This window comes from Oxalicibacterium flavum, assembly GCF_014635065.1.
Taxonomy (GTDB): domain Bacteria; phylum Pseudomonadota; class Gammaproteobacteria; order Burkholderiales; family Burkholderiaceae_D; genus Oxalicibacterium; species Oxalicibacterium flavum.
The window spans coordinates 524,102-544,436 of sequence record NZ_BMCG01000002.1 but is presented as its reverse complement, the minus strand read 5'-3'; the positions used below and the strand labels follow the sequence as shown (position 1 = coordinate 544,436).

The 20,335-nt window shown below is 61.6% G+C and carries 19 protein-coding genes and 1 tRNA gene; 16 read left to right on the top strand and 4 right to left on the bottom strand.

Features of this window, described 5'->3' with window-relative positions; genetic code table 11:
* Positions 1-9 precede the first annotated feature (9 nt).
* The 11 genes from hisS to IEV38_RS06035 all read left to right on the top strand — a co-directional run bounded on the left by hisS (position 10) and on the right by IEV38_RS06035 (position 11,488).
* Positions 10-1,356, top strand: coding sequence for a histidine--tRNA ligase (gene hisS, locus IEV38_RS06085; RefSeq protein ID WP_188395265.1), 1,347 nt, complete (start codon positions 10-12; stop codon positions 1,354-1,356).
* Positions 1,357-1,368: 12 nt separating this feature from the next.
* A complete protein-coding gene (locus tag IEV38_RS06080; RefSeq protein WP_188395264.1) occupies positions 1,369-2,019 on the top strand; it encodes a YfgM family protein in 651 nt (216 codons plus the stop codon).
* 16 nt (positions 2,020-2,035) lie between these two features.
* Positions 2,036-3,184 carry an outer membrane protein assembly factor BamB gene (bamB, locus tag IEV38_RS06075; protein WP_188395263.1) on the top strand — a complete coding sequence of 383 codons (1,149 nt, stop codon included), beginning with the start codon at positions 2,036-2,038 and terminating at the stop codon, positions 3,182-3,184.
* Between the two features lie 9 nt (positions 3,185-3,193).
* On the top strand, positions 3,194-4,537 hold the full coding sequence (gene der / locus IEV38_RS06070) for a ribosome biogenesis GTPase Der (RefSeq protein WP_188395262.1): 1,344 nt from the start codon (positions 3,194-3,196) through the stop codon (positions 4,535-4,537).
* 106 nt (positions 4,538-4,643) lie between these two features.
* The gene (gene hfq, locus IEV38_RS06065) at positions 4,644-4,880 is read left to right on the top strand and encodes an RNA chaperone Hfq (protein ID WP_188379479.1); all 237 of its coding nucleotides are present in this window, start codon (positions 4,644-4,646) and stop codon (positions 4,878-4,880) included.
* Positions 4,881-4,913: 33 nt separating this feature from the next.
* The gene (gene hflX, locus IEV38_RS06060; protein WP_188395261.1) at positions 4,914-6,032 is read left to right on the top strand and encodes a GTPase HflX; all 1,119 of its coding nucleotides are present in this window, start codon (positions 4,914-4,916) and stop codon (positions 6,030-6,032) included.
* Between the two features lie 46 nt (positions 6,033-6,078).
* On the top strand, positions 6,079-7,431 hold the full coding sequence (hflK, locus tag IEV38_RS06055) for an FtsH protease activity modulator HflK (protein ID WP_188395260.1): 1,353 nt from the start codon (positions 6,079-6,081) through the stop codon (positions 7,429-7,431).
* Positions 7,431-8,309, top strand: coding sequence for a protease modulator HflC (gene hflC / locus IEV38_RS06050; RefSeq protein ID WP_188395259.1), 879 nt, complete (start codon positions 7,431-7,433; stop codon positions 8,307-8,309). Before hflK ends, hflC begins: the two co-directional genes overlap by 1 nt.
* A gap of 142 nt (positions 8,310-8,451) precedes the next feature.
* Positions 8,452-9,603 carry an ATP phosphoribosyltransferase regulatory subunit gene (locus IEV38_RS06045; RefSeq protein ID WP_188395258.1) on the top strand — a complete coding sequence of 384 codons (1,152 nt, stop codon included), beginning with the start codon at positions 8,452-8,454 and terminating at the stop codon, positions 9,601-9,603.
* A 3-nt stretch (positions 9,604-9,606) separates the two neighbouring features.
* Positions 9,607-10,920 carry an adenylosuccinate synthase gene (locus IEV38_RS06040; protein WP_188395257.1) on the top strand — a complete coding sequence of 438 codons (1,314 nt, stop codon included), beginning with the start codon at positions 9,607-9,609 and terminating at the stop codon, positions 10,918-10,920.
* A gap of 19 nt (positions 10,921-10,939) precedes the next feature.
* Positions 10,940-11,488: a phosphoribosyltransferase gene (locus IEV38_RS06035; RefSeq protein ID WP_188395256.1), complete on the top strand. Its 549-nt coding sequence runs from the start codon at positions 10,940-10,942 to the stop codon at positions 11,486-11,488.
* 145 nt (positions 11,489-11,633) lie between these two features.
* Here the strand turns inward: IEV38_RS06035 and IEV38_RS06030 are convergent.
* Positions 11,634-11,718, bottom strand: a tRNA-Leu gene (locus tag IEV38_RS06030).
* Positions 11,719-11,872: 154 nt separating this feature from the next.
* Here IEV38_RS06030 and rnr point away from each other — a divergent pair.
* The 4 genes from rnr (at position 11,873) to IEV38_RS06010 (ending at position 16,628) form a co-directional block, all read left to right on the top strand.
* On the top strand, positions 11,873-14,323 hold the full coding sequence (rnr, locus tag IEV38_RS06025) for a ribonuclease R (RefSeq protein WP_188395255.1): 2,451 nt from the start codon (positions 11,873-11,875) through the stop codon (positions 14,321-14,323).
* A 3-nt stretch (positions 14,324-14,326) separates the two neighbouring features.
* On the top strand, positions 14,327-15,058 hold the full coding sequence (gene rlmB / locus IEV38_RS06020; protein WP_188395254.1) for a 23S rRNA (guanosine(2251)-2'-O)-methyltransferase RlmB: 732 nt from the start codon (positions 14,327-14,329) through the stop codon (positions 15,056-15,058).
* 117 nt (positions 15,059-15,175) lie between these two features.
* Positions 15,176-15,922: a serine O-acetyltransferase gene (gene cysE, locus IEV38_RS06015; protein ID WP_188395253.1), complete on the top strand. Its 747-nt coding sequence runs from the start codon at positions 15,176-15,178 to the stop codon at positions 15,920-15,922.
* Between the two features lie 13 nt (positions 15,923-15,935).
* Complete coding sequence (locus tag IEV38_RS06010; protein WP_229728812.1) at positions 15,936-16,628, top strand: YceH family protein; 693 nt, start codon at positions 15,936-15,938, stop codon at positions 16,626-16,628.
* Positions 16,629-16,652: 24 nt separating this feature from the next.
* Here the strand turns inward: IEV38_RS06010 and IEV38_RS06005 are convergent, their stop codons facing one another.
* The 3 genes from IEV38_RS06005 to IEV38_RS05995 are packed head-to-tail and all read right to left on the bottom strand — an operon-like array spanning position 16,653 to position 18,635.
* Entirely contained in the window at positions 16,653-17,468 is an 816-nt protein-coding gene (locus IEV38_RS06005; protein ID WP_188395252.1) for a UDP-2,3-diacylglucosamine diphosphatase, read from the bottom strand.
* Positions 17,469-17,497: 29 nt separating this feature from the next.
* Positions 17,498-17,986, bottom strand: coding sequence for a peptidylprolyl isomerase (locus IEV38_RS06000; protein WP_188395251.1), 489 nt, complete (start codon positions 17,984-17,986; stop codon positions 17,498-17,500).
* Positions 17,987-18,044: 58 nt separating this feature from the next.
* Complete coding sequence (locus IEV38_RS05995; RefSeq protein ID WP_188395250.1) at positions 18,045-18,635, bottom strand: peptidylprolyl isomerase; 591 nt, start codon at positions 18,633-18,635, stop codon at positions 18,045-18,047.
* Between the two features lie 304 nt (positions 18,636-18,939).
* Between IEV38_RS05995 and cysS the strand changes: the two genes are divergently transcribed.
* Complete coding sequence (gene cysS / locus IEV38_RS05990) at positions 18,940-20,334, top strand: cysteine--tRNA ligase (RefSeq protein ID WP_188395249.1); 1,395 nt, start codon at positions 18,940-18,942, stop codon at positions 20,332-20,334.
* The last annotated feature ends 1 nt before the right edge of the window (position 20,335 follow it).

Sequence of the window (20,335 nt, the reverse complement as noted above, 5' to 3'; positions counted from 1 at the left end):
AGAAGAACAATGTCAGAGAACAAGAAAACCGAAAAGATCGTCGGCGTCAAAGGGATGAACGACATCCTGCCGGCCGACGCGCCGCTGTGGGAGCTGTTCGAGAATACCGTGCACACGGTGCTCAAGAGTTACGGCTTCCAGCAGATCCGTACGCCCATCGTCGAGCCGACCGCGTTGTTCGCGCGCGGGCTGGGCGAGGTGACCGACATCGTCGAGAAGGAAATGTATTCCTTCACCGATTCCATGAACGGCGATGAGTTGACCCTGCGCCCCGAGTGCACGGCAGGCGTGGTGCGCGCCGCGCTCGAACACAATCTGACCTACGATGGCCCCAAGCGGCTCTGGTACGCGGGTCCGATGTTCCGCCACGAGCGTCCGCAGCGCGGCCGCTATCGCCAGTTCCATCAGATCGGCGCCGAGGCAATCGGCTTTGCCGGTCCTGACATCGACGCCGAGCTGATCATGATGTGCCAGCGTCTGTGGGACGATCTGGGCCTGAAGGACGTGCGGCTCGAACTCAATTCGATCGGCAATGCCGACGAGCGCAACCGTCATCGCGCCGACCTGATCGCTTACTTCGAGAAGAACGAGGAACTGCTGGATGCGGAAGCGAAGAAGCGCCTGCACAGCAATCCGCTGCGCATCCTCGATACCAAGAATCCGGCGATGCAGGATCTGGTCAATGCGGCGCCCAAGCTGCTCGACTACCTGGGCGACGAGTCGCGCGCGCACTTCGAGGGCGTGCAGAAGATCCTGCGCCACAATGCGATTCCGTTCACCATCAATCCGCGCCTGGTGCGCGGCATGGATTACTACAACCGCACCGTGTTCGAGTGGGTGACCGACCAGCTTGGTTCGCAGGGCACGGTCTGCGGCGGCGGCCGCTATGATCCGCTGATCGAGATGTTCGGCGGCAAGCCGACGCCGGCCTGCGGCTTTGCGATGGGTGTCGAGCGTCTGCTGGAACTGATGAAGGCCAATGGCGATGCTTTGTCGCCCAATCAATGCGACGTCTATCTCGTGCATCAGGGCGAGGAGGCGCAATTGCAGGCCTCGGTGGTGGCCGAACGGCTGCGCGACGCCGGGCTCGACGTCATCCTGCATTGCGCTTCGGCGGCCGGTATCGGCAGCTTCAAGTCGCAGATGAAGCGCGCCGACGGCAGCGGCGCCGCCTACGCCATCATCATCGCCGAGGACGAGATCGCCAAGGGCGCGGCGGTGGTCAAGGAATTGCGCAGCGCCGATGCAGGCGGCAACCAGGCGGAAGTGCCGTTCGAAGGGATCGCCGACTATCTGGTGGATCAGATCGTCGGCCACGATCATTCGCACGACGAACACGTACACTATCATCATTAATACTGGATCAACATGGCATACGATCACGCAGAACAGGAACAACTGGCCGGCCTCAAATCCTGGTGGGAGCAGTACGGCAATCTCGTCACCTGGGTATTGATCATCGCGCTCGGCGCCTTCGCCGCATGGAAGGGCTGGGCCTATTACCAGACCAGGCAAACTGCGCAGGCGGCCCAGCTGTACGAGGAATTGCAGCGTGCCGTGCAGGCGAAGGACAAGGAACAGATTCAGCGTGCAGCGGAGGATATGCAGTCGCGCTTCTCCGGTACCGCCTATGCGCAGATGAGCGGACTGGCGGCCGCCAAGGCAGCCTTCGATGCCGGTGATTTCCAGGTAGCCAAGACCCATCTGCAATGGGTCGCCGACAAGGCGCGCGACGATGAGTACCAGGCGATTGCCAAGGTGCGTCTGGCCGGCATTCTGCTCGACGAGAAAGCCTACGACGAGGGCCTGAAGGTATTGGATGGCAAATTCCCGGCACAGTTTGCCGGCGTGGTGGCCGATCGCAAGGGCGATATTCTGGTTGCGCAAAACAAGCTGGAAGAAGCGCGCGCAGCCTATCAGACTGCCATCGAGAAAACCGACGCACGCAGTACCGGCCGTCAGCTGATCCAGATCAAGCTGGATGCCATCGGCGGCGCACCGGCGGCCGATGCCGCCTGATCAGAGAGGAAACAAGATGCGTTTTACGTCAATGATGTGTTGTGCCGGCGTGGCGCTTGCGCTGACCGGTTGTTCGTCGCTCAATCCCTTCGCCAAGAAGCCCAATCCGCGCACTCAGCCGGCGCCGCTGGTTGAACTCAAACAGGATGCCAGCGTTCGCACCTTGTGGTCGGCATCGATTGGCAAGGCAGAGAAATACGTCTTTACGCCGGCCCTGGCAGGCGAGCATGTCTATGCGGCGTCCGAGAATGGCAATCTCACCAAGCTGGATGCGGCGACCGGCCGCTCGGTGTGGCGCATCGATGCCGGTTCGCGGTTGACCGCGGGTGTTGGTACCGATGGTCACGTGGTGGTGGTGGTCGGCGACAAGGGCACCATTCTGGCCTACGACGCCGAAGGCAAGCAACGCTGGAAGGCACAGGCTGGCAGCGAAGTACTGTCGGCACCGGCGGTCGGCCTCGGTCTGGTGCTGATCCGCGGCATGGACAATCGCGTGACTGCCTATGACGCCGATACCGGCGAACGCAAATGGACCATGCAGCGTACTTCGCCGCCGCTGAGCCTGCGTACTGCGCCCGGCATTGCGATCGCCGATACCACGGCTTATGTCGGCCTCGCCGGCGGTCGCTTGCTGGCGCTGATGCTCAACAACGGTGCGCCGCGCTGGGAGGTTGCGGTGGGTGATCCGCGCGGCGTGACCGAACTCGAACGCATCGCCGACATTTCCGGCACGCCGGTGGTGTCCGGCCGCGAAGTGTGCGCGGTTGCCTATCAGGGACGCGTGGCCTGCTTCGATGCCGTTAGCGGCTCGCCGCGCTGGGCGGCTGCGCTGTCCAGCGACGGTGGCGTGGCGGTCGACGAAAGCAATGTCTATGTCGCCGACGAGCGCGGCGGCCTCAATGCATTTTCCCGCATGAGCGGCACCAGCGCCTGGCGCAACACGCAATTGACCAACCGTCGTTTGTCGACACCGGTCTCGTTCCGTAATGCGGTGGCGGTCGGCGACTTCGAAGGCTATGTGCATTTCTTCTCGAAGGAAGACGGCAAACTGCGCGCACGCATCAAGACCGATGGCGGTGCCATCGTGGCGCGTCCGCTGATGGCGGACGGTTTTGCCATTTTTCAAACTCAATCAGGATCAGTGGTCGCTGTCGCGGCCGAGTAAATTTATTTCATGAAGCCGGTTATTGCATTAGTAGGTCGACCGAATGTCGGCAAGTCCACGCTGTTCAACCGGCTCACCCGGTCGCGTGACGCGTTGGTGGCCGATCTGCCGGGCCTGACCCGCGACCGGCACTACGGCGAAGGCCGACTCGGCGAACGTCCGTTCCTGGTCATCGATACCGGCGGTTTCGAGCCTGTTGCCAAGGAAGGCATCATGCACGAGATGGCCAAGCAGACCAAGCAGGCGGTGGCCGAGGCGGATGTCGTCATCTTCATCGTCGATGGCCGGCAGGGCATGACGCCGCACGACAAGACGATCACCGACTTCCTGCGCAAGTCTGGTCGTCAGGTGATGCTGGTGGTCAACAAGGCCGAGGGCATGAAATACACGTCGGTGACGGCGGATTTCTACGAACTTGGCATGGGCGATCCTTACGTGATCTCGGCCGCCCACGGCGACGGCGTGGCCGACCTGGTGGAGGAAGCGCTCGACATCGCCTTCGCGCAGCGCCCGTCCGAAGAGGAAGAACCGGAAGTCGCCGGCAAGCACATCAAGCTCGCCATCGTCGGTCGCCCCAATGTCGGCAAATCGACGCTGATCAATACGCTGCTCGGCGAAGAACGCGTGATCGCCTTCGATATGCCGGGCACCACGCGCGACTCGATCGAGATTCCGTTCGAGCGTGACGGCCGCCACTATACGCTGATCGATACCGCCGGCATCCGACGCCGCGGCAAGGTGTTCGAGGCGATCGAGAAATTCTCGGTGGTCAAGACGCTGCAATCGATTTCCGAGGCCAACGTCGTGCTGCTGCTGCTCGATGCGCAGCAGGACATTTCCGAGCAGGATGCGCACATCGCCGGCTTCATCCTGGAGTCGGGCAGGGCGCTGGTGGTTGGCGTCAACAAGTGGGACGGTCTCGACCGCGACCGCCGCGAGGCGATCAAGATGGACATCGAGCGAAAGCTGAACTTCCTGTCGTTCGCCAAGTTCCATTTCGTCTCGGCGCTGCAGGCCAGCGGCATCGGTCCGATGATGAAATCGGTCAACGCGGCCTACGCGGCGGCTATGGCCAATTTGTCCACACCCAAGCTGACGCGCGCCCTGATTGAGGCGGTCGAGCACCAGCAGCCGCGCCGCAAGGGTTCGATCCGGCCCAAGATGCGCTATGCGCACCAGGGCGGCATGAACCCGCCGGTGGTCGTCATCCACGGCAACGCGCTCGAAGGCATAGACGCCAACTACAAGCGTTTCCTGGAAAAGCATTTCCGCGAAACTTTTTCCCTGGTGGGGACTCCACTACGTATTGAATTGCGATCAGGTAAGAATCCCTTCACGCGCTCGGAAAAATAAGGCCGTTTGGCGAAAAAGGGAGAAATCGATTACATTTCCGATTCGGGACTTTTGAAAAGAAGCAACTGTCTCGTCCTCCACATCACAACAACACCATGGAGCTGTCATGACCAACAAAGGGCAACTGTTACAAGACCCATTCCTGAACGCGCTTCGCAAGGAACACGTTCCTGTTTCGATCTATCTGGTCAACGGCATCAAACTGCAGGGACATATCGAATCCTTCGATCAATATGTCGTCCTGCTGCGCAATACCGTCACCCAAATGGTGTACAAACATGCCATTTCGACCGTGGTGCCGGCCCGCGCGGTCAATCTGAATGTTGAATCCGACGTTGAATAAATCCTGCCTCAACCCGCCACCGGTACTGCCCTGATGCGTGCAGTACTGGTTGGTATCGATTTCGGCAAGGGCGACTTTGCCGCCAGTCTCGAAGAGCTTTCCCTTCTGTCCCGTTCCGCAGGCGCCGATCCGGTGGTGACCATCACCGGCCGGCGGCAAAGTCCGGATGCCGCGCTGTTCGTCGGCTCCGGCAAGGCCGAGGAGATCGCCGATGCGGTCTTCGACCAGCAGATCGAACTTGTGATCTTCAATCATGCCTTGTCGCCGGCGCAGCAGCGCAACCTCGAACGTCACCTGAAGGTGCGCGTGATCGACCGCACCAGCCTGATCCTCGACATCTTTGCGCAGCGCGCCAAGAGCCACGAGGGCAAGGTGCAGGTCGAACTGGCGCAGCTGCAGCATCTGTCGACGCGCCTGATCCGCGGCTGGACCCACCTGGAAAGGCAGAAGGGCGGTATCGGCCTGCGCGGCCCCGGCGAGACGCAGCTCGAGACCGATCGTCGTCTGCTCGGCGAGCGCGTCAAGGCGCTGCGCGCACGGCTGGAAAAACTCCATAAGCAGCATGCGACCCAGCGTCGCGCACGCGGCCGCAATCATGTGTTCTCGGTTTCGCTGGTCGGCTATACCAATGCCGGCAAGTCGACGCTGTTCAATGCCATGGCCAAGGCGCGCAGCTATGCTGCCGACCAGTTGTTCGCCACGCTGGATACGACCTCGCGCCGCATCTATCTGGGCGAGGCAGGCAACGTGGTGATCTCGGATACGGTCGGTTTCATCCGCGAACTGCCGCACCAACTGGTGGCGGCCTTCCGCGCCACGCTGGAAGAGACCATTCATGCCGATCTGCTGCTGCATGTGGTCGACGGCGCCAGCCCAGTGCGCATGGAACAGATCGAGCAGGTCAACATGGTGCTGCAGGAGATCGGTGCCGATCATATTCCGCAGATTCTGGTCTGGAACAAGATTGATGCCGCCGGTCTGGAACCTGCTTTGGAGCGTGATGAATATGATAAAATCCGACGGGTTTTTATCAGTGCCCAGACTGGAAGCGGATTGGATCTGTTGCGAGAAGCGATAGCCGAACGTGCCAAAGAGCATGCCGCTGGCCTTGAAGATACAAAGTTTGTCGCATCCGACGATGTGAACGTTTGACGAATTTACTTGGCAATCCAACCTTAATTTTTCAGCCCGGACCGCAATGCTCGTTTCCCTACTCAAGAGATTTGGTTTGAAGTTTTCGCTCAACGATCCCGGCTGGGGTCGCGGTTCGCAGGACAATAACAACAGAAACCAGGATGGCCGCAAACCGCCATCGAACGATGGACCGCCTGATCTCGATCAGCTGTGGCGCGACTTCAACCAGCGCCTGGGTGGACTGTTCGGCAACCGCAAGGGCCGCAACGGCAACAATGGCGGTGGCAATAACAACAACGATGGCGGCGGTGGCGGCGGCACGGGCTTCAAGCCTGACATGCGCGGCGCCGGCATCGGCGCGGCGGTCATTGCCGGCATCGTCGCCTTTCTGTGGCTGGTCAGCGGTTTCTTCATCGTGCAGGAAGGGCAGACCGGCGTCGTCATGACCTTCGGCAAATACAGCCACATGACGCCTTCCGGTTTCAACTGGCGCTGGCCGACCCCGATCCAGAGCCACGAGATCGTCAACGTCTCGCAGGTACGTACCGTCGAGATCGGTTATCGCGGCAACGTGCGCAACAAGCAGCAGCAGGAATCGCTGATGCTGACCGAGGACGAGAACATCATCGACATCCAGTTCGCCGTGCAGTACACCCTGAAGAACGCATCGGACTGGGTCTTCAACAACCGCGAGCAGGACGAGATGGTCAAGCAGGTCGCCGAAACCGCGATCCGCGAGGTGGTCGGCCGCAGCAAGATGGACTTCGTGCTCTATGAAGGCCGCGAGAAGGTCGCCTTCGACACCAGCCAGTTGATGCAGCAGATCGTCGACCGCTATCGTTCCGGCGTGCAGATCACCAACGTCACCATGCAGGCGGTGCAGCCGCCCGAGCAAGTGCAGGCTTCCTTCGACGATGCGGTCAAGGCCGGACAGGATCGTGAACGCCAGAAGAACGAAGGCCAGGCCTATGCCAACGACGTGATTCCGCGTGCACGTGGTACCGCCTCGCGTCTGCTGCAGGAATCGGAAGCCTACCGCGAGAGCGTGATCGCCAACGCCGAAGGTGAGGCGGCGCGCTTCAAGCAGGTCTATACCGAATACGCAAAAGCGCCGGCCGTCACGCGCGACCGCATGTATCTGGAAACCATGCAGAACATTTTCGCCAGCACGACCAAGGTCATGGTCGACACCAAGAGCGGTAACAACCTGATCTATCTGCCGCTGGACAAATTGATCACGCAGAGCGGGCAACAGCCCGTGGGCGCGCCGGGCACTACGGGCGCAAGCGCCACGCAGCAGCCGGGTGCCGCCTCGTCGGCAGTCAGGAACAGCGGCACTTCTTCTTTGGAGAGTCAGTTGCAGCAAGAGTCTCGCGTTCGTGACGAACGCAGCGCACGCGATCGGGAGGTCAGATAATGAACCGCGCCATTTCCTATCTGATTGCCCTCGGCATTCTGCTGGCGGTTCTGTCGTCGACGCTGTTCGTGGTCGATCAGCGCCGTTTCGCGATCGTCTTCGCACTGGGTGAAGTCAAGCAGGTCATCAGCGAACCCGGCCTGCATTTCAAGCTGCCGCCGCCGTTCCAGAACGTGGTGTTCCTCGACAAGCGCATCCTGACGCTGGACACGCCGGACGCCGACCGCTTCATCACGGCCGAAAAGAAGAACATCCTGGTCGATGCCTTCGTCAAGTGGCGCATCGTCGATCCGCGCCTGTACTTCATCAGCTTCGGCGGTGACGAGCGCAGCGCGCAGAACCGCATGGCGCAGATCGTGAAGGCCTCGCTCAACGAGGAAATCACCAAGCGTACCGTGCGCGAAGTGATCTCCGGTGAGCGCGGCAAGGTGATGGACGGCATCCAGCGCAAGGTGACCGAGGAAGCCAAGCAGATCGGCGTCGAGATCGTCGATGTGCGTCTGAAGCGTGTCGATTACGTCGACCAGATCAACGACTCGGTGTTCGAGCGCATGAAGTCCGAGCGCGCGCGCGTGGCGAACGAGTTGCGTTCGACCGGTGCCGCGGAATCGGAAAAGATCCGCGCCGATGCCGATCGCCAGCGTACCGTGATCCTGGCCGAAGCCTATCGCGATGCCGAGCGTATCCGCGGCGAGGGCGATGCCAAGGCAACGCAGATCTACGCACAGGCCTTCAACCAGAGCCCGGAGTTCTACAAGTTCTATCGCAGTCTGGAAGCGTATCGCGAAAGTTTCAAGACGCGCAGCGACATGCTGGTGATCGATCCGAATTCCGAATTTTTCAAGTATTTCAAGAATCCGGCGACGGGTAGCCGCTGACGGCAAGCACCATCGTTTTGCAATCATTGAAGCGATTGCCTGAAGAGGGCAATTGCTTCAATTGTTTTTGAGGCGCGGCTGCGTTCTTCCTTTTCGACCGGTTTTTCCTGATTCAACCGTCTTTCTTCAATCGTTTTTCGCCATGCCAAACTGGCTACTGCCTGAAAATATTGCCGACGTTCTGCCGTCCGAAGCGCGCAAGATCGAGGAATTGCGTCGCGCGATTCTCGATAATTTCCATCTCTACGGCTACGAGCTCGTCATGCCGCCCATGCTCGAGTATGTCGAATCGCTGCTGGCCGGCGCCGGTCACGACATGGACCTGCGCACCTTCAAGCTGATCGACCAGCTGTCCGGCCGCACGCTGGGTGTGCGCGCCGACATGACGACGCAGGTCGCCCGCATCGATGCGCACCTGCTCAATCGCAGCTCGATCACGCGTCTGTGCTATGCGGGCAGCGTGCTGCATACGCGGCCCAACGGTCTGCACGCCACGCGCGAACCGCTGCAGATCGGCGCCGAAATCTACGGCCATGCCGGACTCGAAGCCGATGCCGAAATCCAGGAGCTGGCGCTGGCATCGCTGTCGCTCGCGGGTTTCCCGCAGGTGCGGATCGATCTTTGCCACGTCGGCGTGCTGCGCGCGTTGCTCGACAGCGACGCTGATGCGCAGCGCGACGAAGCGGCCCTGTATACTGCCTTGCGTGCCAAGGACGTGCCGGCACTGCAGGCGCTGACCGCGGACTATGCACCGCAGACGCGCGCTGCGCTGCAGGCGCTGCCTTCGCTGTACGGCAACGTGGAAATCATTGCGCGCGCACGCCAGGTGCTGCCGCCGCTGGCCGGCATCGGCAAGGCGCTCGACGAACTCGAAACGCTGGTCGGCCTGGCCGGCACGGCCGATGTGACGATCGATCTGGCCGATCTTGGCGGCTACCAGTACGAAAGCGGCGTGATGTTCGCGCTCTACGTGCCCGGCCTGCCGAACGCGGTGGCGCGTGGCGGTCGCTACGATCACGTCGGCGAGGCCTTCGGCCGCGCGCGTCCGGCGACGGGCTTCTCGCTCGATCTGCGTGAACTGGCGCGTCTGCTGCCGACCGCGGAGCGCAAATGCGCGATCCATGCGCCATGGGGCGAGGACCGCGCACTGAAGGAACAAATCGCTGCCCTGCGCAAGGCCGGCGAGGTCGTGATCCAGAGCCTGCCGGGCAGCGAGAACGATCAGGACGAGTTCGAGTGCGACCGCGCGCTCGTGCTCGAAGGTGACAACTGGATTATCAAGAACGTAGGTTAAGCAATGTCAACACAAAGCAAGGCAAAGAACGTCGTCGTGGTCGGTACCCAGTGGGGCGATGAAGGCAAGGGCAAGATCGTCGATTGGCTGACCGATCACTCGCAGGGCGTGGTGCGCTTCCAGGGCGGTCACAATGCCGGCCACACGCTGGTCATCGGCGGCCACAAGACCGCGCTGCAGCTGATCCCGTCCGGCATCATGCGCGAAGGCGTGGCCTGCTACATCGGCAACGGCGTCGTGCTGTCGGTGCCCGACCTGCTGCGCGAGATCGACAAGCTGCAGGCGATCGGCGTCGAAGTGCCGTCGCGCCTCAAGATTTCCGAAGCCTGCCCGATCATCCTGCCGTATCACGTCGCGCTCGACGTGGCGCGCGAAGTGGCGCGTGGCGAGAACAAGATCGGCACTACCGGCAAGGGCATCGGCCCGGCCTATGAAGACAAGGTCGCGCGTCGGGCGATCCGCGTGGCCGATCTGCTCAACGAAAAGCGTTTCGCCGAGAAGCTGCTCGAGAACCTCGACTACCACAACTTCGTGCTGACGCATTACCTGAAGGTGCAGCCGGTCGACTACCAGAAGACGCTCGACGATGCGCTGGCCGACGTGCCGCGCCTGAAGCCGATGGTGGGCGACGTCTCGAGCGCGCTGTACGCCGCGCATGCGCAGGGCGGCAACCTGCTGTTTGAAGGCGCGCAGGGTAGCCTGCTCGACGTCGATCACGGTACCTATCCCTACGTCACGTCGAGCAACTGCGTGGCGGGCAACGCGGCGACCGGCGCCGGCGTCGGTCCCGACATGCTGCACTACGTGCTCGGCATCACCAAGGCTTACACGACGCGCGTCGGTTCCGGCCCGTTCCCGTCGGAACTGCCGACCGACGACGGCATCGGCAAGCACCTGGCCACCGTCGGCCACGAGTTCGGCACGGTGACCGGACGCGCACGCCGCTGCGGCTGGTTCGATGCCGCGCTGCTGCGCCGCTCGGTGCAGATCAACGGCGTGACCGGCATGTGCTTCACCAAGCTCGACGTGCTGGACGGTCTCGAATCGCTGCGCATCTGCACCGGCTACAAGCTGCATGGCAGGCAGGTCGACATCTTCCCGGTCGGTGCCGAGGATGCGGCCGCCTGCGAGCCGATCTACGAGGAAATGCCGGGCTGGAAGGACAGCACGGTTGGCGCCAAGTCGCTGGACGTGCTGCCGGCCAATGCGCGCGCCTACATCAATCGCATCGAGCAGCTGGTCGGCGTGCCGATCGACATGATCTCGACCGGTCCCGATCGCGAAGAAACGATCGTGCTGCGTCATCCCTTCAAGTAATTTCCCGCAAAGTCATCCCATGCCTGAATCGACGGACAGTGATCTGTGGGTCACATGGGATGACTATCACCGCGCGATCGAACGGCTCGCGCTTCTGGTTCACGACTCCGGCTGGAAATTCGATCAGGTGCTGTGCCTGGCGCGCGGCGGCCTGCGGCCGGGCGACGTCTTCTCGCGCATCTTCGAAGTGCCGCTGGCGATCCTCTCGACCAGTTCCTACCGAGCCGGAACCGGCACGCAGCAGGGCGAGCTCGACATCGCCACGCACGTCACAAGTACCGCCGGCGCGCTCGCCGGACGTGTGCTGCTGATCGACGATCTGGTCGATTCGGGCGTCACGTTTGCGCATGTGAAGGCGCATCTCGAAGCGCGCTTCCCGGAAGTGACCGAGATCAGGACCGCCGTCATCTGGTACAAGGCCTGTTCGGTATTCCAGCCCGACTTCTATGTTGACTACCTGGCGGGCAATCCATGGATACACCAGCCGTTCGAAGAGTACGACGGTATCCGTTCGCATCAACTGGCCGCATGGATGAAGAAAGGGCAGGGACAGACGGGATTGTCGTGATGCCGTCACAAGTGTGACGTATCCTGCGTGGCGCAGGTGAATTTGAAACGTGGCGGGTGATGATGTCGTCGCAGATGAAGAATGAAAGTGAAAGCGACGGCAGAAAAGAAAAAACCCGTTGACGAATCAACGGGTTTTTAATGTTTGGTGCCCACGGAGGGACTCGAACCCCCACACCTCGCGGCACATGGACCTGAACCATGCGCGTCTACCAATTCCGCCACGTGGGCCTTGCTTCAGAAAGATGAGCAGTATAGCGGAAAAATTGCGGATGTCAAACATTCTTTGCAATCATTTTGCCGGGTACAGGTCTTGCTGCAAATATCGGCATGCTCCGTTACACTCGCTTTGTTCCAATAACAATTCAATGATTAGAAACAGCTTTTGAGCCAATACTCCTACACAATTCCCAGCCGGGAGGAAATTCTCGGCCTTCTTCGCACGGCGACCGGTTCGCACGATGCGTCCTCTCTTGCCGCAGCATTGGGCGTCACGTCCGACGAAATGGACGGACTCATGCGGCGCCTCAACGCCATGGAGCGTGACGGGCAGATCAAGCCCGATCGTGGCGGCAATTACCAGCTTGCCCATTCCACCAGCTTCGTCGAAGGCCGTGTCAGCAGTCATCGCGATGGCTACGGATTCCTGATTCCCGATGATGCCAGTTCCGACATCTTCCTGCCCGAGAAGGAAATGCAGAAAGTGCTGCATGGCGATCGCGTGCAGGTGCGCATCGTCGGCACCGATCGCCGCGGGCGCCCCGAAGGTACCATCGTCGAGGTCGTTAGCCGTGCCAACACGCATGTCATCGGTCGCCTTCTTAATGAGAACGGCGTCTGGGTGGTGGCGCCCGAAGACAAGCGCATCGGCCAGGACATCATTCTTGCCGGCTCGCCGGGCAAGGCCAAGGCAGGGCAGGTTGTCAGTGTCGAGCTGACGGAGCAGCCATCGCGCTTCAGCCAGCCGGTGGGACGAATCGCCGAGGTGCTTGGCGATATCGACGATCCCGGCATGGAGATCGAAATCGCGGTGCGCAAATACGGCGTGCCGCACGAATTTTCCGACGAGGCGAAGAAGGCTTCGGCCAGGCTGCCCAATGAAGTGCGCGCCGCCGATCTGGGCGACCGCGTCGATCTGCGCGATGTGCCGCTGGTCACCATCGATGGCGAGGATGCGCGCGACTTCGACGATGCCGTCTATTGCGAACCGTGCAAGATCGGCCGTGCCGCCGGCTTCCGTCTGATCGTCGCAATCGCCGACGTCAGCCATTACGTCAAGCCGGGCGAGCCGCTCGATACCGATGCGATCGAACGCAGCACCTCGGTCTATTTCCCGCGCCGCGTGATCCCGATGCTGCCGGAAAAGCTGTCCAACGGCCTGTGCTCGCTGAACCCCGGCGTCGATCGTCTGACGCTGGTCTGCGATGCGGTGATCACCGCCAAGGGCGAGATCAAGGCCTACCAGTTCTATCCGGCCGTGATCCATTCGGCAGCGCGCCTGACTTATACCGAAGTGGCTGCCATCCTTGGCAACACCAAGGGCATCGAAGCGACGCGCAAGCCGACGCTGGTGCCGCATCTACTGAACCTCTACGGCGTCTATCAGGCATTGCTGCAGGCGCGTCATGCGCGCGGTGCGATCGATTTCGAGACCACCGAGACCTACATCGTCTGCAACGAGGTCGGCAAGATCGAGCAGATCCTGCCGCGCACGCGCAACGAGGCGCACAAGCTGATCGAGGAATGCATGCTGGCAGCCAACGTCTGCGCCGCCGATCTGCTCGAGCGTCACAAGCATCCGGGCCTGTACCGTGTGCATGCGCTGCCGACCGAAGAAAAGCTCAACCAGGTACGCACCTTCCTCAAGCAGGTCGGCTTGAATCTGGGTGGCGGCGACAAGCCGGCCGCATCCGACTATGCCGAACTCATGGGCAAGATCAAGAATCGTCCGGATGCCACGCTGCTGCAGACCATGCTGCTGCGCTCGATGCAGCAGGCAGTCTATAGCCCGGAGAATATCGGTCACTTTGGTTTGTCGTACGAGGCCTACGCACACTTCACGAGCCCGATCCGCCGTTATCCCGATCTGCTGACGCATCGCGCCATCAAGGCCGTGTTGCAGGGCAAGCGTTATACGCCAAAGGGCATCGACACCAGCGCGCTCAATACGATGCTGTCGCCAGCTGCGCGCAAGAAACATGCGCAGGACAAGGCCGAAGGCAAGAAAAAGGCCGAAGGCGAACTGGCGATCTGGGGAGCACTCGGTGTGCATTGCTCGGCCAACGAACGACGCGCAGACGAAGCTTCGCGCGATGTCGAGGCCTGGCTCAAGTGCTACTTCATCCGCGACAAGCTCGGTGAAGAGTTCAGTGGCACGATTTCAAGCGTGGCGCCGTTCGGTATTTTCGTGCAGCTCGATGCGCTGTATATCGAGGGCATGGTGCATGTGACCGAACTCGGTGCAGACCACTTCAAGTACGACGACGCGCGCCATGAGCTGCGCGGAGAGCGCACCGGCATCCGCTACCAGTTGACCGACCGCGTGATGGTGCAGGTCAGCCGTGTCGATCTCGATGCACGCAAGATCGATCTGCGTCTGGTTGACGAACCTGGCATTCGAACCTTGCTGAAAAACGAGGCGCGCAAGGCCGAAGGCAAGCGGGATACTGCCGCGAAGAAGACTTCCAGCGTAGCCGGCAAGAAAGCGGCTGCCAAGAAAAAAACGACCGCGCAGGGCGAGGCGGCTGCTCCGACAAAGGGCAAGCACACCGCGCCGGCGCCGCGCAAGCAACGGGCTTCGGCCACACGCTCGCGTTCGAGCAAGAAAAAGCGATAACAAATGAAAAGCAAGATGATTTTCGGCTTCCACGCCGTGACGGCGCGTCTGCGTCATGAGGCCTCGTCCGTGGAAGAAATCTATGTCGATGCAGGCCGTCATGACCAGCGCATGAGAGAAATGATCCGTGCGGCGGAAGCGGCCCGGGTGCGCATCATTCCGGTTGACGCCGCGCGTCTCGACAGCATTGTCGGCACGCGTCGCCATCAGGGCGTCGTCGCCAAGGCCAGCCAGTTATCCCTGGCGCGGAATCTGGACGAGTTGCTCGATGCCATTGAAGGTCCGCCTTTGCTGCTGATTCTGGATGGCATTACCGATCCGCACAATCTGGGCGCCTGCCTGCGGGTGGCCGACGGTGCCGGCGCGCATGCGGTGATCGCACCCAAGGATCGCGCGGTCGGCCTCAATGCCACCGCTGCCAAGGTCGCCAGCGGTGCGGCGGACACCGTGCCGTACATCACGGTCACCAACCTGGCTCGCACCTTGCGCGAGTTGAAGGAGCGCGAGATTCTGCTGATCGGCACCACCGACGATGCTGAAAAAGGTCTGTACGACGCCGATTTCAGTGGCCCTGCTGCGCTGGTCATGGGTTCGGAAGGCGAGGGCATGCGTCGCCTGACGCGCGAAACCTGCGATGTGCTGGTCGGCATTCCGATGTTCGGTGCGGTTGAAAGCCTGAATGTCTCCGTCGCATCGGGGGTCTGTCTTTACGAGGCGCGCCGGCAACGCCTTTGATGCCCGCCTGTGACGCCTTTTGCCGTCGCCAGCAGTCCTTATTCACGTGATTCTGGCGGGCAAAGACGGCCATAAAACGCTACCATTGCGTTTTGTTCCATCTTGCATTCCTCAGCCATGTTCAGCCGCATCCAAGAAGACATCGATAACATCATGACGCGCGACCCTGCCGCCCGCAGCGGATGGGAAGTGGTCACCTGTTATCCGGGCTTCCATGCGATCGTGGTGCATCGTTGCGCGCACTGGTTCTGGCAGCGTGGCTTCAAGTGGCTCGGGCGCTTCACCTCGCACATCGGCCGCTGGCTGACCGGTATCGAGATTCATCCGGGTGCGCAGATCGGCCGCCGCGTCTTCATCGATCACGGTTTCGGCGTGGTGATCGGCGAAACCGCCGAGGTCGGCGACGATTGCACGATCTATCAGGGCGTGACGCTGGGCGGCACCTCGCTGAGCAAGGGCGCCAAACGGCATCCGACGCTGGGCAAGGGCGTCATCATCGGCGCCGGTGCGCAGGTGCTGGGTGCGTTCACCGTGGGCGAGGGCGCCAAGGTCGGCTCGAATGCGGTGGTGGTCAAGGAAGTGCCGGCCGGCGCCACCGCGGTCGGCAATCCGGCGCGCATCATCGCCAAGCAAAACAATGCGCGCGACGAGGCGGCGGCCCGCATGTTCGCCGCCTACGGCGTGACGCCGAATGGCGACGATCCATTGTCCAAGGCGCTGCACGGCCTGATCGACAATGCGGCGACGCAGGAACACCAGATCGAATGCATCCTCGCCGCGCTGCGCAGCGCCGGCATCGATTGCGAAACCCTGAAGACCAACGAGAAGTTCGATCCCGATCAGCTCAACAAGCTGGTCGAATGACGCCGGACGCAGAATGATGGAAGAAGAAAACAGCCAGGTGCAGCCGCAGGAAGATCGGCAGGACCTGCTCGATGCGCAGGAACTGCGCGTGCTGGCGGTGCTGGCCGAAAAGGAAGCGCTGACGCCCGATGCCTATCCGATGTCGCTCAATGCGTTGACCAATGGCTGCAACCAGCTTTCCAGCCGCGATCCCGTCATGTCGTTGAGCGAGGACGAGGTGCAGCAGACGCTGGATCGCCTGATGCAGGAAAAATTCGTGACCGAGGTGCGCCAGGCCGGCGCGCGTGTGGCGAAGTACGAGCATCGGCTGCGCATCAAGTGGCTGCTCGAGCAGGACAAGCTGGCGGTGTTGACGGTGCTGATGCTGCGCGGTGCGCAGACGGCCGGCGAGATTCGTACTCGCAGCGGACGGCTCCACGAGTTCTCGTCCATTACCGAGGTGGAATCCTGTCTGCAGTTCCTGATGGATAAGTATCCGCCGCTGGTGGCACGCCTGCCGCGTGCGCCCGGCACCAAGGAGGCGCGCTACACGCATCTGCTGTCGGGCGACGTGGAGCAGGTGCAGGAAGCGGCTGTGGAAGCCGGTACTGCCGGCGTGTCGCGCAACGATCGCATCGCGCAGCTGGAAGCGGAAGTCACGACGCTCCGGGAAGAGGTGGCCGAACTGAAGGAGCAGTTTCGCCAGTTCCGCGAGCAGTTCGAATAGAAAGATAGACGGGAAGGGCGAGCGTCAGCCGCCGTTGCCTATTTCCTTGCCATCGAGCCCGTAGCGGCGGATGACGCCATCCGCCGTGATCGCCAGCCAGTCCCCGCGCGGACTGCTTCCTTCCAGATCCCAATCCGAAAGCACGTAGCGCTGGCGCTGCACGCCGGCTACTTCGTGCGCATGGCGCGCGGGCCGGTGCGTGTGGCCGTGGATCATGACAGGCGCGGCGCTGCGTGCGAACAGCGCCGCAATCGCGTCGTCGTTGACGTCCATGATGTCGTACGACTTGTTCTTCTGCGCTGCGCGGCTGCCTGCGCGCAATTCCTCGACGATCTGCTTGCGCCGTTCCAGTGGCAAGGCCAGGAAGGCGGCCTGCCATTCGGGTGAGCGTACCTGCGCGCGGAATTGCATGTAGGCTTCGTCGTCGGTGCACCAGGCATCGCCGTGCGTGAGCACCAGCAAGCGACCGGCGATGGTGGTGACGAACGGGTCGGGCAGCAGCGTCAGCCCGACCGCCTGCGCGAATCCTTCTCCGACCAGGAAGTCACGATTGCCAGCCATCCAGAAGAGCTGCGTGCCGCCTTGCGCCACCGCGCGCAGCGCCTGCACCACGCGCGCATGAAAGGCATCGACCACGTCGTCGTCGCCGGCCCATGCCTCGAAGATGTCGCCGAGCAGATAGAGCTGTTCGGCACGGTGGGCATGGTCCTGCAGGAAACCGAAGAAGGCTTGCGCAGTCTGCGGCATCTCGGGCTGCAGATGCAGGTCCGAAACAAAAAGCGCAGCCTGTTCGGGCTGCGCCTGTTGCTGCTCGCGGTCGCGGGGAAGGGGGGCGATCATGGAGGCAGGTCAGGAAAGCGTGGCGGAAATCAGACCACTTCGGCCTTTTCGATGATCACATCTTCCACCGGCACGTCAGCGAACATGCCGCTGCGCGAGGTCTTGACGGACCTGATCTTGTCGACCACGTCGGTGCCTTCGGTTACCTTGCCGAACACGCAGTAGCCCCAGCCGTCCTGGCCCGGATAGTCGAGGAAGCCGTTGTCGTTGACGTTGATGAAGAATTGCGACGACGCCGAGTGCGGTGCTGCGGTACGTGCCATGGCGATGGTGTAGGTCTCGTTCTTGAGACCGTTCTTGGCCTCGTTCTCGATCGGTTCGCGCGTGGCTTTCTGCTTCATACCGGGTTCGAAGCCGCCGCCCTGGATCATGAAGCCGTCGATCACGCGGTGGAAGATCGTGCCGGCGTAGTGGCCGGCATTGACGTAGGCGAGGAAGTTCTCGACGGTCTTCGGTGCCTTGTCCGCATCGAGTTCGATGGTGATGTTGCCGTGGTTGGTGGTGAGGATGACTGCCATGATATTCCTTGTTCTAGATGATGGTGGAGGGCGAAACTGGTTTCACTGCGTGGCACGTTTACCGTGCGCTTCCATGTGTGATGGTAGCGGATTCGATGAGGACGGGCGAGGTCGGCACGTCGCGATGCGGACCGAGATTGCCCGTGCTGACGTTCTTGATGCGTTCGACGACATCCGTGCCCTGCACGACCTTGCCGAATACCGTATAGCCCCAGCCGTCCGAACCCGGATAGTTGAGCGCGGAATTGTTCTGGGTGTTGATGAAGAACTGTGCGGTGGCCGAATGCGGATCGGCACGGCGTGCCATGGCGACGGTGTAGATGTCGTTGCGCAGCCCGTTGTTGGCTTCATTGCGGATGGGGGCGCGCGTTTTCTTTTCCTGCATGTTGCGATCAAAGCCGCCGCCCTGGATCATGAAGCCGGGAATCACGCGGTGAAAAATGGTGCCGTTGTATTGACCATCCCTGACATATTGAAGGAAATTGCCGACGGTCGCGGGAGCTTTCTCGCGATCGAGTTCCAGCACGATGTCGCCCATGCTGGTTTTGAGCGTGACCTGCGGCAGGTCGCCGGCATGCGCGATGGAAAACAGGGTGGAAACGGAAAGGGCTGACAGCAGAGACAACATGCGGCGGCGAGAAACGATCATGCGCTGAATTCCTTTGAGGGTGGAAGAATGGCTCATCGAGATGACGACTGCAGAACCAAGTCAGCTTGCGCGATGCGCCCCGCTGACTTATCATCGCGTCCCTTTGACGGCCGGCAAGTTTCTGCCGATCAAGGGCGGCGGAAGCATCGTTCATCAATGCTATACTGCCGCGAAAACGGGCATTTTATCAAAAGAGCATGAGCACGTCTCCGGTCTGTCTGCCGCCATGCATATGCCTTGTGCGATGGGGCAATGTGCGCCAGCGTCGTGACATACAAGCCGCCGACACCGATCACCATCATTCATGAGTTCCCTGAAGATTTTCAATACGCTGGCACGCGAGAAGCAGCCGTTCGTTCCTATTGAGCCGGGCAAGGTCCGCATGTACGTCTGCGGCATGACGGTCTATGACTATTGCCATATCGGTCATGCGCGCGTGATGGTGGTGTTCGACCTGGTGCAGCGCTGGCTGCGCACCTCGGGTTACGAGGTTACCTACGTGCGCAACATCACCGACATCGACGACAAGATCATCAAGCGTGCGGCGGAGAACGGCGAATCGATTTCGCAGCTGACGCAGCGCTTCATCGATGCGATGGATGAGGATGCGGCCGCGCTCGGCGTCTGCAAGCCCGATCATGAGCCGCGCGCGACTGCCTACGTGCCGCAGATGCTGGGCCTGATCGAAGCGCTTGAGAAGAACGGGCTGGCCTACAAGGCGGCCGATGGCGACGTGAACTATTCGGTGCGCGACTTTGCCGGTTACGGCAAGCTGTCGGGCAAGTCGCTCGACGACCTGCGCGCCGGCGAGCGTGTCGATGTCAATACCGGCAAGCGCGATCCGCTGGACTTCGTGTTGTGGAAGGCGTCCAAGGAATCAGAGCCCGACGAAGTGAAGTGGCAGTCGAAGTGGGGCAGCGGTCGCCCCGGCTGGCACATCGAATGCTCGGCCATGGCCTGCGATCTGCTCGGCGAGCAGTTCGACATCCACGGCGGCGGTGCCGACCTGCAGTTCCCTCACCACGAAAACGAGATCGCGCAGTCCGAAGGCGCGCACGGCCACGCCTTCGTCAATTACTGGATGCACAACGGCTTCGTGCGCGTCGATAACGAAAAGATGTCCAAGTCGCTCGGCAACTTCTTCACGATCCGCGAAGTACTCGAGAAATACGACCCGGAGGTCGTGCGCTTCTTCATCCTGCGCGCGCACTACCGCAGCCAGCTCAACTATTCCGATGCGCATCTCGACGATGCGCGCAACGCGCTGACGCGCATGTACACCGCGCTCAAGGACGTGCAGCCGGACGGCGCCGCGCTCGACATGCAGGAAGCGCATGCGCTGCGCTTTGCCGAGGCGATGAACGACGATTTCAACACGCCGCTGGCGGTCGCCGTGCTGTTCGAACTGACCAACGAGGTCAACAAGACCAAGTCGCCTGCGCTGGCGCGCCAGCTGGCCGGACTCGCTGGTATAGTGGGCCTCCTGCAGCGCACGCCGCAGCAGTTCCTGCATGCCGGCGCTCCGGGCCAGGAAGCCGACGGCATCGAAGCCATGGTGCTGGGCCGCATCGAAGCGCGCACGCAGGCCAAGCAGGCGAAGGACTTCGCGCAAGCCGACCGCATCCGCGCCGAGCTGCTGGAGCAGGGCATCATTCTCGAGGACAAGCCGGGTGGCGTGACCGAATGGCGAAGGGCGTAGC

Excerpts from the sequence above, each read along its gene's own strand:
- hisS (WP_188395265.1), top strand. The coding sequence starts at position 10 with ATGTCAGAGAACAAGAAAACCGAAAAGATCGTCGGCGTCAAAGGGATG.
- IEV38_RS06080 (WP_188395264.1), top strand. The coding sequence starts at position 1,369 with ATGGCATACGATCACGCAGAACAGGAACAACTGGCCGGCCTCAAATCC.
- bamB (WP_188395263.1), top strand. The coding sequence starts at position 2,036 with ATGCGTTTTACGTCAATGATGTGTTGTGCCGGCGTGGCGCTTGCGCTG.
- der (WP_188395262.1), top strand. The coding sequence starts at position 3,194 with ATGAAGCCGGTTATTGCATTAGTAGGTCGACCGAATGTCGGCAAGTCC.
- hfq (WP_188379479.1), top strand. The coding sequence starts at position 4,644 with ATGACCAACAAAGGGCAACTGTTACAAGACCCATTCCTGAACGCGCTT.
- hflX (WP_188395261.1), top strand. The coding sequence starts at position 4,914 with ATGCGTGCAGTACTGGTTGGTATCGATTTCGGCAAGGGCGACTTTGCC.
- hflK (WP_188395260.1), top strand. The coding sequence starts at position 6,079 with ATGCTCGTTTCCCTACTCAAGAGATTTGGTTTGAAGTTTTCGCTCAAC.
- hflC (WP_188395259.1), top strand. The coding sequence starts at position 7,431 with ATGAACCGCGCCATTTCCTATCTGATTGCCCTCGGCATTCTGCTGGCG.
- IEV38_RS06045 (WP_188395258.1), top strand. The coding sequence starts at position 8,452 with ATGCCAAACTGGCTACTGCCTGAAAATATTGCCGACGTTCTGCCGTCC.
- IEV38_RS06040 (WP_188395257.1), top strand. The coding sequence starts at position 9,607 with ATGTCAACACAAAGCAAGGCAAAGAACGTCGTCGTGGTCGGTACCCAG.
- IEV38_RS06035 (WP_188395256.1), top strand. The coding sequence starts at position 10,940 with ATGCCTGAATCGACGGACAGTGATCTGTGGGTCACATGGGATGACTAT.
- rlmB (WP_188395254.1), top strand. The coding sequence starts at position 14,327 with ATGAAAAGCAAGATGATTTTCGGCTTCCACGCCGTGACGGCGCGTCTG.
- cysE (WP_188395253.1), top strand. The coding sequence starts at position 15,176 with ATGTTCAGCCGCATCCAAGAAGACATCGATAACATCATGACGCGCGAC.
- IEV38_RS06010 (WP_229728812.1), top strand. The coding sequence starts at position 15,936 with ATGATGGAAGAAGAAAACAGCCAGGTGCAGCCGCAGGAAGATCGGCAG.
- IEV38_RS06005 (WP_188395252.1), bottom strand. The coding sequence starts at position 17,468 with ATGATCGCCCCCCTTCCCCGCGACCGCGAGCAGCAACAGGCGCAGCCC.
- IEV38_RS06000 (WP_188395251.1), bottom strand. The coding sequence starts at position 17,986 with ATGGCAGTCATCCTCACCACCAACCACGGCAACATCACCATCGAACTC.
- IEV38_RS05995 (WP_188395250.1), bottom strand. The coding sequence starts at position 18,635 with ATGATCGTTTCTCGCCGCCGCATGTTGTCTCTGCTGTCAGCCCTTTCC.
- cysS (WP_188395249.1), top strand. The coding sequence starts at position 18,940 with ATGAGTTCCCTGAAGATTTTCAATACGCTGGCACGCGAGAAGCAGCCG.